Source organism: Shewanella sp. 10N.286.45.A1 (assembly GCF_041470405.1).
Taxonomy (GTDB): Bacteria; Pseudomonadota; Gammaproteobacteria; order Enterobacterales; family Shewanellaceae; genus Shewanella.
Map to the genome: position 1 here is coordinate 18,535 of NZ_JBFRMK010000003.1, position 12,626 is coordinate 31,160.

Genomic DNA, 12,626 nt, shown 5'->3' on the forward strand with positions numbered 1-12,626 from the left:
AGATATGGACCTGTCGGTCGCGCTTTATATTGTTCCCACACCCATTGGGAATTTAGGAGATATTAGTAGCCGTGCAATTGAGGTGCTTAATCAAGTATCACTCATCGCCTGTGAGGATACTCGTCACAGTGGTAAGTTGTTGAGCCACTTTGGAATTGAGACGCGTAAAACCGCACTGCATGATCATAACGAGCGCGATAGGGCGCAGTGGATTATTCAGAAGTTGGGTAATGGCGAAGCGGTAGCACTTATTTCTGATGCTGGCACGCCACTTATTTCTGACCCTGGTTATCACTTGGTAAAGCAGGTACGTGAAGCGGGTTTTGATGTTGTTCCTTTACCCGGCCCTTGTGCAGCGATTACAGCGTTGAGCGCTTCAGGTTTGCCGTCAGACCGCTTTTCATTTGAAGGTTTTCTACCTTCTAAAGAGAAAGGCCGTTTAGACAAGCTCGCGGCGCTTAAAGAAGATCCTCGAACTTTAATTTTTTACGAATCACCTCATCGTATTGTGCACAGCTTAGAGTCTATTGCCGCAGCGCTTGGTGACGATCGCGAAATTGTGATGGCACGTGAAGTGACTAAAACCTTCGAGACTTTCTTGTCGGGGCCTGTTGCCGAAGTACTGCAAACGGTGAAAGATGATGCGAATCAACAGCGCGGTGAAATCGTGTTGATGTGTCATGGTCACCGCAGTGATGAAGAGTCAGAGTTTTCAACAGTGGTTATCGACACCTTAAAATTACTGTGTGAAGAGCTGCCATTAAAGAAAGCTTCTGCGATTGCTGGGCAGATCTATGGCATCAAGAAGAATGCACTTTATAAGCACGGATTAGCGATCGGCCTCTAAGAGGAAGCGTTAGTTGTAAGGCTATTTGTGAAAGTCCTTGGTTTGTTGCTTTCGCTTAGGCTATAATCCGCGCCGAGTTGGCTAGACAGTTGCCGCGTTCGCAAGAACGGGGAGGAAAGTCCGGGCTTCAAAGAGCAGGGTACCAGGTAACGCCTGGGCGGTGTAAACCGACGACAAGTGCAGCAGAGAGAAGACCGCCAACTTCGGTTGGTAAGGGTGAAAGGGTGCGGTAAGAGCGCACCGTGCGGCTAGTAATAGTCCGTAGCAAGGTAAACTCTACCCGAAGCAAGACCAAATAGGGTCCCGTATGGCGCTGCTCGCGTTGGGACCGGGTAGGTCGCTTGAGCCTGTGAGCGATTGCAGGCCTAGATGAATAACTGTCCAAGACAGGACCCGGCTTATCGGCAAACTCTTTGGATGAAGACAACTGCTTGTTCTGCAAGCAGTTGTCTGATTTCTTACCTCAAACTCCCCCCCCTGTTACACGGTGTGTTACACCACTTGTTACACGCTTTTCCATTTCTAAGTCCAAATCTTACTTACTATCTCAGACATATATCTATTAAAAGTCGACTTCGTAATCTAATTCAGATTGTGGGGTGCTTGTCATGAAAGCCGTTTATGGATTCAATCATCTCTATCTGCGCAACAACACTTATTACTTCCGCTTTATCTTGCGAAGACATCGAGTGAAGTTCCAATTCACCTTGAGTTTACAATCAACTGACTTTAGTGAAGCCATTGTTTCATGGAAGAAAATAAGCATTGAGACTGCTAAACTGAAAAAGCTTGTACTGGCTTTCCAAAAGCATGAAACTGAAGAGATTGATCGATTAGTAAATGGATTTAAAGTCAGTATGCAAAAACAGCTCAAGATGCACCACATTGACCCTATCGTTGCAGAGTTAGAGCAGTCTTATAATGACAATGCCCACCTACTTAAGGTACTAGGCAAGAATTGCCCATTAGGTTTCCCTGACAGCTTTCACCATGCTTATAAGTCAATATATGAAGATGGATGCAGTATTTCGTCAGATCAAAAACTGGTGGAATATGTAGGTGGTTTATCTAGTGTTGAAAAATCTGCTTTTATACAGTTTTTAGCAAGTGTTCTTGTTCGTTTCACCGAAGAAGAACAAGAGGTTAATAACCAAGGGTTAGCCTCAACGGCAAGAAATACATTAGCTACTCATGGTTTTGCGGTAAATGAAAATTCGATAGAGTTTCAGGTGCTAATGAGTAAGCTCAAATCCTCTACACAGATCCAAAACTCACTAATCGAAAGCGTTGCGAATGAAGATGGTGTGCGAGAGCGAGAATTAGCGTCGTTAGTCCAAACTGCCCAGCCACAAGTCAGTACTCCGACACCGAGTGCTGAGACCATCAGTGATGCACCCCTTTTCTCTGAGGTTTACACCGAATTCCTACAACACAAAATAGCTAAAAAAAATCTATCAGACAAAATGCAATCGGACTACACGAGAAAATATGTGGTTTGGCAAGCACTGGTCAAAGATAAGCCTATCGATCTTTATACTCCAAAAGACATTGGTCGATTTATAGATCGTTGCTTCGAATTGCCAAAGATGAATATCGCCCCATACAGCAAAATGTCTTGGTCTGAGCGCCTAGAAGTTGATGTACCTGAAAAGGACTTAGCATCAACTAAGTCGGTGCACCACTATTACAAGTGGTTACAGGGGATTTTTGCCTACGCTAAAGGTGACACCATTGGCTATATCAATGCTTCTCCCTGCTCGATAAAGCGTGAGTTTAAGTCTAGAACTCGTGGCGTGTTTGATGATGCAGAACTGCAAGTATTCCTCAAAGCGGCTGATAATGAGAAACAGCTTTGGCGTAAGTGGATTGTTTATCTTGGCATCTACACTGGTGCTAGGCGTGGAGAGTTAGTTCAACTCCGCAAAGAGGATGTTAAGTTTGATACTGCGACTAAGCGTCATTACCTACTGATCACTGATGTACACGAAAGCCAAAAGCTAAAAACAGGCAACGCTAAACGTAAAATACCGTTACATATGGATCTAATCAATGCTGGCTTCATCGATTATGTGGAGTCCTGTAAGGAGCGAGTATTTGATAGTGTGAATAATAGTGAGGTAGTGACCGCGTGGTTTGCGAGGCAATTGCAAAATCTTGAGATCGACTCAACTAATGAGTTAGGTCATATCCGATCGTTTCATAGTTTCCGCCATACATTTATTACTAAGGTGATGAATGCTGGTGTGCAAGTAAACTTAGTGCAGCAAGTTGTAGGTCATGAAATTAGCTCGTTTGGGATTACGGGCAATTACACGCACAAGTCAACCGAGCTTAAGCATGTACTGCCAGTAGTAGATGGCCTGGTGTTAGAGATGACTGGAAAATGAATGCAGTAGCGTTGAAAGCTTGAGCGGGACTTATAGCCGGATCGACTTCAAACCTGACCTTTGGAGCAGTCTTCTATACCTTCGTTTCCCAGATGAGTAAACGAAGGTATAGAGGTAAATTCTGATCGTTATTTCTGTATTGCAATACATCGACTAGAACAAAGCATACTTTAGAGCCTGTGTTGTTTCTTGAAATATAGACTATATTTCAAGAAACTCCTTAAGAGCGCTTACACGCTTTACACGAGGCCCTTTCATTCTGGTTGAAGACGCCATGCTTTTCTTATAATCAAGGAAGTTTTGATTACTGTCTACATCAGCCCGCAAGCCAGTATAGAAAACTGCTAACTTCATTTTAATTTGGTCTTTATCAATGCCATGCTCTAGACAATAAAGGCTTAATCCCCATAGAGCATACAAGTGAGATACACCCGATACTTTATGTTGTTCGTAGTCAACATTTAAGGAGTCCAAATAAGCTGTAATTTCTATAAACATATTTCCAACCCCACGGTTGTTAATGTCTATGTCTTTGTATTTTTTATACATCAAATCTAATTCTGCTTGGTCTGATTTGAGAGGAGTACCTTCTAGTAGATAAAATAGTATCTCAGAAATAAACTCTCTATCTTCCATGCGTTTAACATCAACGTTAGCTAGCCTTTTCTGCCAAAAAGCTTCTTTTGACATATTTTCAATAAAATTCAGAAGATTCGTTCCATAATAGCTGGCTCTTCTAAGCTCTTGACCTTGGAGTGGCTCACCATTTCGGTTTAATCTATCGAAAATAGCATCAATAGTTTCTTTATCATCCGAGTCAATGTATTCAATTGGAATTGAGTACCTCCAGAAGTCTCTTCTTATATCTCTATATATTTCTTTATCAAGGTCTTTGAACTCAATTCCTGCCAAATTCTCTACATATAATGGTGAATCATCCCCATCAGATGAAGAGGTTATCTCACCTTTAATGAATGCAATAATTGATGTTAAGCGTTGCTTCCCATCAATAACCGCAAACGAAGTTTTACCAGTACTATCATCAATGGTCAAATGAAGAAAAATAGGAGGAATAGGAATGTTTTTTAAAATGCTATCAATCAAAAAAGATTGTTTTTCAGTTGACCATATGCTGTCTCTTTGATATCCAGGCTCAAAGTTGTATTTTTTAAGTTGGTAGTTTTCCCAAAAGGTAGCTAAGGAAATTGTGTTTGATTCTCTTTTAAAAAGAGTCATAGCATGAGCCTCTTGTTTAATACTGAACTATCATCATGATAAACATAGTTTTTGAAAAGACTTGTTAATACAGCATCCATAGCAACATTAGGATATGGGTTAAACATAAATGTATTTACTTCTGGAGAGCAGCAAGTGATAAGTTCATCTATTTCTGAACGATCAACATGCCAATATGAAATACCACAAATCATTAGTTCATCGCCGGATTTAAGCTTTTTAGCACATCCTGCTGCGGAGGTTCGTATTTGCCCTGACCATGACTGTTTAATTCGTTCTGTATCTCCTGCTGGTGGGACTAAAGCATTCACAAGACATTTACTTAGCGGTATATCATATTTTGTTTCAAAATCGTCAGTTGTAGCTTCACCGGGGATATCTTTTCCATAACCTATTTCATACTCTGCTAGGCTTTGGTTTTTATGGTAGAAGCTAATCGAACCGTGTGGTTTTATCAACGTGATCTTAGGAGATTCGCCATTATTACCACCTTCAACCTGTGAAAGCTTAAATGAAATATCATTCTCTATTAGAAGGCGTTCTAGCCAAGTATCATAATTATAAGTGATGATAGATATTGATTCATATATTTCTGATTCATTGGCTCTTTTTAAAAAATCAAGCCAAGCCCAGCCATCTAGTTTTTGTGTTAACGATCCATCTGGAACTAGTGAATTGTAGTAACTGAATAATGTCCTCAAATAACTAGTTAGCTCATAATATGCGTTGATATATATGTCATTTGGTTTTGCACTACCATCAGGAACCCTTGGCTTATTGTTTAAGATATGTACATTTAAACAAGTGATAATATTTTCTAGTAGAGCCATAGCATCATCTTTGCCCATATTTGGGCGAGCGCCTAAATTCCATAGGTTTGGGCAATGTTTGAAAGACAGATATCCAGCCTGTCCTGTTTCAGGCCAGGGGATTTCAGCTCCTTTGCTAAAAAGGTTGACGACATCAATCTCTTTTTCAAGTTTAGCTTGTTTAATAAGGTCTATGCTAAAACCATTGCCTAAAACGAGGCATAAATTTTTACCCATGAGTAGCTCCTTCTAGAGCTAGCTCAGGGAAAAGTAATGCTGTCATCTCTCGTATTGCGTCAAGTAGTTTATCTCTTGAGGATAGTTCGAAACATTCATCTACTGCTCTTTCTGGTTCCGACAAAACAGTTGTGATTGAGTGTGTTGCTACGGTCTTTAATGCTTGCCTGTCTTTATCATTTAGCTTTAGTGAAGCACCGAAATATTTTATTGAACGTGGCTTATCTATCCATAACCTAGTTTGTAGATGAACATACAGCGCTTTTGTTAAGCTACCTTCGTGAACTATTTGTAATCGACGATCTGGACGTAGAGAAGTTTTAGTAGCCATATAACCAAGGATGTCGGTAAAGCTGCATTCACCTATAAACTTTCGAAAGATATTTTCAATGAAATCTATAGTTTCGTTATTTACTACTGTTATGGGGTCCCTTGGTAATAATCCGGTAAAGGCAGTGGTATCAAATATGACGAAATCAGGATTAGAGGTGATCAGCTCGATATCAAGAGAGACTTTCAGTTTGGCTCTTAGATCGAAAATGTATGCACAAACACTTTCTTGGTAAAGCGTAGCACTATCAAAGCGGCTTATATTAGGTAATGGCAGCATTAGGAGGTTATGACCATTGGTACACCAGTGGTTATATATATCTATGGCTATCATCCATTCAAACCAAGTTCCTCGGCAATTGGATATAGCTCCTGAAGTAACTCTAGAGTCTTCAGTTTGAACTAGTTTTTGGATGTAATCGAGATGAGAGTCATAATCCCATGATTCATGAGGGACAAGGCCATTAATTGACGTAATAAAGGCATTTTTTGTATCTACGATCGCTTTACCGTTGCGATCATTCTTCACTAATTGTGGCATTAAGCTTTACTCCATATATTTGAAAGCTCAGTAGTGGTTGGCGCCGTTTAAGTCGGCATGCACTACTAAGACCTTTCAGGAGTATGCTTTTATATGTAGCTTATTGTCCAGTGCTGAAGTCTAACTTACGTATATTTCTTTAAGAAGTCATTGACTGTGTTAGCTAAACCTTTTGCTGCAAGGTATGGAACACCATTGCCAATAGTTTTGAACATATTACTCAGGGTCATCGTGGCTGGCAGATGAAAGTCAGCGGGTAAAGACTGAATGGCCAGAGCTTCTGCTGCACTAATTCTACGTGCCTTGTATGGATGAAGGTGAACTTCGTTATTTCCATATGCAGCCGTTGGTGAATATCGCCATCGGTGAAGACGTTTAAATGACTTTTTAGAGTCGTCACCTTCCTGAATAAACTTAAACTTGTCAGATTTAGGTTGGAAGTGATGATTAGCATTTGGGTGATTTAATACATCATTCTTATCGAACCAGTACTGAATCGATAACTCCTTCTGTTTAGGAGTAATGTGTTCAATATAGTCTGTCACAGTATCTTCCGAAAAAGGGCACATGTCGGGCCATTTGCCTTTGCCCATAACTTCGTCGATATCAACTGTTAAATGCTTATCCCAGTTAAAAGCAGTGCTGAGTTCAGAACCATTCAGCTTATGACTAATATGTTTACGTTTAATACCGAATAAAAATATTCTATCTCGGTCTTGAGGAGCGCCATACTCAATGCTGTTCGTTAGTCGGTCTGTAAGTTCATAACCAGCTTTTACTAGCTGATCCTTCATGCTGTCGTAGAACTCTCTATGGCGCTTTGTACGCCATAGACCTTTCACATTTTCAAAGATAAAGTAGTCAGGGTTGTCTTTTATAATAAGGTCAACATAGGTACGAGTAAGCTTACCATTATCGCCTTCGCTCCCTTTATTTTTCCCACCGACAGAGAAGTCTGGGCATGGAGGTCCGCCAACGAACCCAACAAGCCGTCCAGTTGACTTTGCTTTTTCTACTTTAGTACTGAATTCAAGTCCTTCTTCCCCTGATAGAAAATCTTCAATGCTGTTTAAGCTATAGCCATGACTAGGCGCTTTATGCTTCATTTGTGCACGAGTGTATTTATACGCCTCTAAAAATGGTGGATGAAATTCGTTTACAAACGCCACCTCGAATCCGGCGTTTTCAAAGCCGAGGTCTAAAAATCCAGAGCCTGAGAAAAAAGAAAAAAGAATTGGTTTATTCATGAAGTAATGCAACCGAAATTAAGAGTTAGTGAAGAACCATCGACCGTGCAGCGTGTATGCTAACACTTTTATGGCTAAGGAATTAAGCAAATATTTGGATGAAAATCAGGAATGCAGTTAAGTTCTCTGGAGCTTACGTATGTGCAACTTTAGCTGTATGAACACTTAGTAAATAGGCTACGGAGCTATCGATTTGATTTGATGAGAAAACGACAGTGCTTTCTTCATCATGATGTATTTCAGGATACTCATCTGTACCGCTGTTAACGGCTGTCATCACAACATACCTATCTTGCTCAGTGTCTTCTCGTTGCTTCGGATCTTCATAATCGACCCACAGAACCATAAAGCCAGCTGGTGTTGTAAAGTAGAAGCTTGGTGATACATCGTTATGCCAGCTTTTGTCTACTAGCCAAGGGTGCAGGGTTAAGTCGAAGCCAAGCTCAAATTGTTGGCCAAATTCTTGTTTGTATAGTTCCATTGTTGTTCCTTAGCTAGGCGTTGGGTTGCACGCCTAGAATACCAATTTTATTGAAGTTATCTAGGTCACAGGACTGGTAATCATTACTCAGGCGTAACTTCAACTTGATAAGCTTTAATCCCAAGGCTATAGGCAAGAAAGTTTTGTTCCCATATTGGGTGTATTTCACTTGCTTGCTCTATTGGTTTAATGCCTAAGGCGTTTTGGAAAATGCCGCTATCAAAATCAAAGTCTAGCTCCTTGGTTAGTTCGGCTGTGTAACCAATGCCGACATAGCTAAAGTCGGTGATGTAGCAGACCCGCCACTGGTCGCCATGCTCTGCATTCGTCTCTTTCTCTAATCTGACCTCTACTGGATGAAAGCCACCGCGTTCAGCAGTGTAGTTTGGATCTCTGAAGTTAACAGTAATGGCTGAGGCTGCTTGATGGTTACTGATTAGCTCAGCTAAGTGCATGGCGAACATGGGCGAAATAGGTAAGCAAAGGTCTTGGTGTTTTATTTTGATAGTCATTGTGACGTCCGTTAGTTAGGCAAGTGAAAGCTTGGCCTGACTCATATCAGGCTTAAGCTTTGAACATTAGGGGGTAAGGGGAGTGGGGCTGTTTGCTTACTGGTTTTTACTGTTAGTTTTCTCTTTTGCCGCGCCCGGCTTTTTACCTTTAGTGAGCAAAGGGTCTAGTTCGCCAGCGACCACAGCTTGGATAATGGTCTCAATTGTTGTCACTAACGCGTCTTCTTCGCCTACCTCTATGGCGTGCATCCCTTTTTGTAGCTCTAGTGGCTTGTTGCCGCTGCGCACCTCAAGGTAGTAACGGTTGTTACGCTTGTAGAACCATGGGCTGACCTTCTTAGGAACTTGCACCTTCTCTTTCTCGCCAGTCTCTTCATCTTTTACCCACTTCTCACGGTAGAAGGTGTGGGTTTCGTTTTCGACTAGGGCGGTGGCCAATATCTTTTGCTGGCCTAACTTGGTGAGTAACTTCTCCCTACGTTGAATAAGTGGGTTCTTGCTGCCGTCTTCTGGGCGAGCGGTGACCTTGAGTGAACTCAATAATGATGTAGTCATGGTGATTACCTTTAGTGGTTAGTGGTTAGTGGTCGAGCTAGTTGATGGCCTACCTATGAGATGGGTGAGTCATCGGGTGTATGGTTGCGGCTTAAGTGATACCGCTCGAATACTGCATGTTTGGCGGTGATTGCTTAACCTTTGGTGACATGGGTTACTTAAAGCCGATGGTTCGGTTACCGGGCTTACTGTTGTTCTCGGTGGTGAGAATGGCTAGGCATTCATAGATGCTTAGTTTGAAATTACTCAACTTGATTCGTCGCTTTAGGATAGAAAAGTCGCCGGGAGTCAGCAGCTTAAGTGAGTCAAATGAACTGAGTGTCTGAGTCGTTAACGTATCGGTGTCTGTGACGCTCCTAAACAGATTCTGAGCTTGTATCTCTGTCAGATAATCAAACGATAGCTTGAAATCGAATCGACGTAGTACAGCTCTATCTAGACGCTCTGAGAAATTAGTTGCTGCGAAGAATGGCTGATTGAAACACTCCATCTGTGTCAGCAGTTCGTTCACTTGCTGTATCTCCCAACTGGCGTTTAAGCCGCCTCTGTCTAGCAGTAGGCTATCCACCTCATCGAAGAACAATATGCTGTTGTTATCATTGGCCTGCTGAAAGATACGGGCGATATTCTTTTCACTCTCTCCCACATACTTACCCAGTACATCTGAACACCTGATAGTGACCAGTTCACGGTTGCAGCTATTGGCCAAGTACTCCACTACCGCTGTTTTGCCTGTACCGGGCGGCCCGACTAACAAGGTGCGGATATCGCAGGTGTTATCCAGTGATTTCTCTAGCTGGACAATGGCTTGGTTGCCACCCTTGATGTTGAGGTACTCAGTTGAGAAGGAGAGTTGCGGTTTATAGTTGTTGGTGTGAGAGCTTTGACCACATGCGGTTAAAGTGCTCTTAACCATGGTCTCAATATTGTGTTCGGCAGCTTTTCCTGTAAGCCGGGTGTTGTGAGTAACAAAGGCTGCACTAGAGATATGTGCTGGTGTTAGCTCTGGCAATGTAGCCAGTTGCTGTTTAAACACCTTGGATACCCTAAGCCCTTTAAAGCTTTTATCCATCAGGCTTTCCATCACTCGGTTGTCAGGAATAGTGACATTGAGGACATAGGTGAAACGGCGAATACAACTATGGGGAATAGAATCAATATGGTTGGTTATCCAGATAGTTGGTATGGTGTTTTGCTCCATCAGATCGTGCAGCATATCTTTACCATATCCCCGGTGGGATATGCTCTGCTCAAAGATATCCTCACACTCATCTATCAGCAGTAGGGTCTTCTCATCAGGTGAAACTAGACGCTGTACCAGTGTTAGGTACTGTAATCGCAGGTTTGAGCTGAAGGCTTGCTTCTTGAACTGGCCGCGTTCTTCAGACACTTCATCCCCGACAGGCTTTATGGCAATAAGATGAGAGTGCGTCTTATCAGCCAGCACCTTGGCTAGTTCGGTCTTGCCTGTGCCGGGCAGCCCGTAAAGCAGAATGTTAATCCCCTGCATGGACTGGTTGATACTGATATCTAAGAACTGCTGCAAGGTGTCGCACTCAAGGTGGTTAAAGTGGCGTAGCTTAAGCTCAGACTTTGGCTTGGACTGTATAAAAGGCTCAATGAGATTGATGTAATACTCGACCTTGGCACCTAACAGTAAGCTAGTGATAGCCTGTGGTAGATTCATAAAGTCAATCAGGCTGGTATCGAAGAATTGGTCAAACAGACCTGTTGTTATAAGTGCCTTTAATACCTCAATCAGCTTGGCCTCAGGTATACCAAACATGTGGGCGAACATCGCATTGGCGTAGTTATCCTCTGGGAGGATCTTATTGATCAAATCAAATAGCCCCTTGTTAGCATTCATCACCGCAATAAACTTCACCACCTTCCAGCCGTCATCAGGTAGCCCTAGCCCTTGAGAGAGTAGCTTGCTGTTGTGGTCTAGGTTACTGGTAGTTGCTTGAGCTCTTTGCTTCTTGAGGTGGTGCGTTAAGGCATTAAGCTTGTTGCCAATGCCAAGTTTAATCCCTTTGCCACAGACCACTTTAACCATGCGGCTATTTAGCTCCTCCAAATCGGTGTTATCAACATAACCAGAGGTAAGGGCGCTGTAGGCGTAGGACGTAGCACTGCCTTGGTGAGCCAGTGTTGGAGAAACCTCAACAATCAGGTTGTCCTCGGGTATCAATGCATGAACTCTAGTCATGACTACCTCCGTCTTGTTGCGTTTTTAACGGATCAATAAGTGAGTCATTTAGCCGATAGTCCAGCTGATCAATAGCCTCCCTCATAACCGACTCATCACGTTTGTCGTAGATCTGTGTGGTGGTGACATTAGCGTGGCCAGCTAGCTTACTGGCGGTACTTAAATCGACTTTTTGGTTGAGCAGTTCGGTAATGAAGGTGCGGCGTAGATCGTGTGGGGAAATGGTGATGTCAGTGGCGGCAAGGGTACGTGCTTTGACTATCTGATAGAGGGCGGCACTGCTGAGGCTGCGGTCATGCTTAATGACATTGTTCCAGATGGGGTTAAACAAGCCTCCTGGTTGGTGTGTCCTCACCCTTAGCCAGTTGTCGATATAGGTTAACGCCCACGTGGGTATCGGCTGCTTGCGTGGTTTTTTACCCTTGCCGGACTTGACCGTTAAGGTGCGTTTATTAAGGTGGATATCACTGACTGTTAGGTTGGCTAACTCAAAACGCCTTAGGCCAGTACTGAGGAATATGGCCAATATGCAGCAGTCCCGTTTACCTATGTACCGCTTATCCAGATAGCTGATGGTGATCAACTCACCCACACTATTGGATGATAACGCCTTACCTCGGCTACTTGGATTGATGGGGAGCCGCTTAACCGCTTGTACCTGCCGCCATTGCATATCGTCCACCACACCCATCAGAAAGCCCGTCTTCACAATGGCCTTGAGTGCAAACACCACCAGATTAACAGTTCGGGGGGACTTCCCTTCATCTAGCTTGTGCCGTTTAACGTATTCAATTTGTGCGTAGTTCAATGTATGAAATGGCTGCGCTTCTACTTCACCATTCCACTTTAAAAGTTTTTTAACAGTGCCTAATTGACTGTGCAAAGGTCTACGCCCACTGGGCGCAAGGCGTGACAAAAACAACGCCGTTGGAGTTTGATTATTCATAAGAGGGAGCCTAGATAGAACACGAAGAACTTCGTGCTGATAACTCTATTATATCAGGCTGTTGAGAGCGTTTTTAGTGGTGCTTTTGGACGGCATGTTTTCACGAAACCTCTTAGGTGAACTTAGTTGCATCCAGTTTAAATAGATCCAAAACCCCGACTTCACGATAACGTACACTAACCGGAAGTGGGGGGGGGGGTGTCAGGGTATGATGAAAATTGTCGTATTTCATGTTTTCAGTATCACTACACACGGCTAAAAAAATAGGCCACTAAAGACAGCTTAAATC

Annotated in this window: 11 protein-coding genes and 1 other RNA gene; 3 read left to right on the forward strand and 9 right to left on the reverse strand. The window is 42.8% G+C overall.

Annotated features, from left to right (window positions below):
• Nucleotides 1-4: 4 nt before the first annotated feature.
• The 3 genes from rsmI to AB4238_RS00335 all read left to right on the forward strand — a co-directional run bounded on the left by rsmI (nt 5) and on the right by AB4238_RS00335 (nt 3,234).
• On the forward strand, nt 5-847 hold the full coding sequence (gene rsmI, locus AB4238_RS00325) for a 16S rRNA (cytidine(1402)-2'-O)-methyltransferase (RefSeq protein WP_372030577.1): 843 nt from the start codon (nt 5-7) through the stop codon (nt 845-847).
• 73 nt (nt 848-920) lie between these two features.
• An RNA gene (rnpB, locus tag AB4238_RS00330) (RNase P RNA component class A) lies at nt 921-1,264 on the forward strand.
• 191 nt (nt 1,265-1,455) lie between these two features.
• On the forward strand, nt 1,456-3,234 hold the full coding sequence (locus AB4238_RS00335) for a DUF3258 domain-containing protein (RefSeq protein WP_372030578.1): 1,779 nt from the start codon (nt 1,456-1,458) through the stop codon (nt 3,232-3,234).
• Between the two features lie 201 nt (nt 3,235-3,435).
• Here the strand turns inward: AB4238_RS00335 and AB4238_RS00340 are convergent, their stop codons facing one another.
• From AB4238_RS00340 to AB4238_RS00380, 9 genes are all read right to left on the reverse strand, one after another.
• Complete coding sequence (locus tag AB4238_RS00340; protein ID WP_248976337.1) at nt 3,436-4,470, reverse strand: DUF262 domain-containing protein; 1,035 nt, start codon at nt 4,468-4,470, stop codon at nt 3,436-3,438.
• Nucleotides 4,467-5,516: a hypothetical protein gene (locus tag AB4238_RS00345; RefSeq protein ID WP_372030579.1), complete on the reverse strand. Its 1,050-nt coding sequence runs from the start codon at nt 5,514-5,516 to the stop codon at nt 4,467-4,469. Before AB4238_RS00345 ends, AB4238_RS00340 begins: the two co-directional genes overlap by 4 nt.
• The gene (locus AB4238_RS00350; protein ID WP_248976335.1) at nt 5,509-6,387 is read right to left on the reverse strand and encodes a Cfr10I/Bse634I family restriction endonuclease; all 879 of its coding nucleotides are present in this window, start codon (nt 6,385-6,387) and stop codon (nt 5,509-5,511) included. The genes AB4238_RS00345 and AB4238_RS00350 overlap by 8 nt, the downstream gene beginning before the upstream one ends.
• A 125-nt stretch (nt 6,388-6,512) precedes the next feature.
• Nucleotides 6,513-7,634: a DNA cytosine methyltransferase gene (locus AB4238_RS00355; protein ID WP_248976334.1), complete on the reverse strand. Its 1,122-nt coding sequence runs from the start codon at nt 7,632-7,634 to the stop codon at nt 6,513-6,515.
• 133 nt (nt 7,635-7,767) lie between these two features.
• Nucleotides 7,768-8,115 (reverse strand): hypothetical protein, encoded by a 348-nt coding sequence (locus AB4238_RS00360; protein WP_248976333.1) that lies wholly within the window; start codon nt 8,113-8,115, stop codon nt 7,768-7,770.
• Between the two features lie 83 nt (nt 8,116-8,198).
• Nucleotides 8,199-8,627, reverse strand: coding sequence for a DUF2787 family protein (locus tag AB4238_RS00365; protein WP_248976332.1), 429 nt, complete (start codon nt 8,625-8,627; stop codon nt 8,199-8,201).
• Nucleotides 8,628-8,723: 96 nt separating this feature from the next.
• Nucleotides 8,724-9,182 (reverse strand): DUF6641 family protein, encoded by a 459-nt coding sequence (locus AB4238_RS00370; RefSeq protein ID WP_372030580.1) that lies wholly within the window; start codon nt 9,180-9,182, stop codon nt 8,724-8,726.
• A gap of 154 nt (nt 9,183-9,336) precedes the next feature.
• A complete protein-coding gene (locus AB4238_RS00375) occupies nt 9,337-11,391 on the reverse strand; it encodes an AAA family ATPase (protein ID WP_372030581.1) in 2,055 nt (684 codons plus the stop codon).
• Complete coding sequence (locus tag AB4238_RS00380) at nt 11,384-12,064, reverse strand: tyrosine-type recombinase/integrase (RefSeq protein ID WP_372030582.1); 681 nt, start codon at nt 12,062-12,064, stop codon at nt 11,384-11,386. The genes AB4238_RS00375 and AB4238_RS00380 overlap by 8 nt, the downstream gene beginning before the upstream one ends.
• Between the last annotated feature and the right edge of the window lie 562 nt (nt 12,065-12,626).

Bases quoted from the DNA above. Each gene is read 5' to 3' on its own strand.
- AB4238_RS00350 (WP_248976335.1), bottom strand. From the start codon at position 6,387: ATGCCACAATTAGTGAAGAATGATCGCAACGGTAAAGCGATCGTAGAT.
- AB4238_RS00355 (WP_248976334.1), bottom strand. From the start codon at position 7,634: ATGAATAAACCAATTCTTTTTTCTTTTTTCTCAGGCTCTGGATTTTTA.
- AB4238_RS00375 (WP_372030581.1), bottom strand. From the start codon at position 11,391: ATGACTAGAGTTCATGCATTGATACCCGAGGACAACCTGATTGTTGAG.
- AB4238_RS00365 (WP_248976332.1), bottom strand. From the start codon at position 8,627: ATGACTATCAAAATAAAACACCAAGACCTTTGCTTACCTATTTCGCCC.
- AB4238_RS00345 (WP_372030579.1), bottom strand. From the start codon at position 5,516: ATGGGTAAAAATTTATGCCTCGTTTTAGGCAATGGTTTTAGCATAGAC.
- AB4238_RS00380 (WP_372030582.1), bottom strand. From the start codon at position 12,064: ATGCAATGGCGGCAGGTACAAGCGGTTAAGCGGCTCCCCATCAATCCA.
- rsmI (WP_372030577.1), top strand. From the start codon at position 5: ATGGACCTGTCGGTCGCGCTTTATATTGTTCCCACACCCATTGGGAAT.
- AB4238_RS00335 (WP_372030578.1), top strand. From the start codon at position 1,456: ATGAAAGCCGTTTATGGATTCAATCATCTCTATCTGCGCAACAACACT.
- AB4238_RS00370 (WP_372030580.1), bottom strand. From the start codon at position 9,182: ATGACTACATCATTATTGAGTTCACTCAAGGTCACCGCTCGCCCAGAA.
- AB4238_RS00360 (WP_248976333.1), bottom strand. From the start codon at position 8,115: ATGGAACTATACAAACAAGAATTTGGCCAACAATTTGAGCTTGGCTTC.
- AB4238_RS00340 (WP_248976337.1), bottom strand. From the start codon at position 4,470: ATGACTCTTTTTAAAAGAGAATCAAACACAATTTCCTTAGCTACCTTT.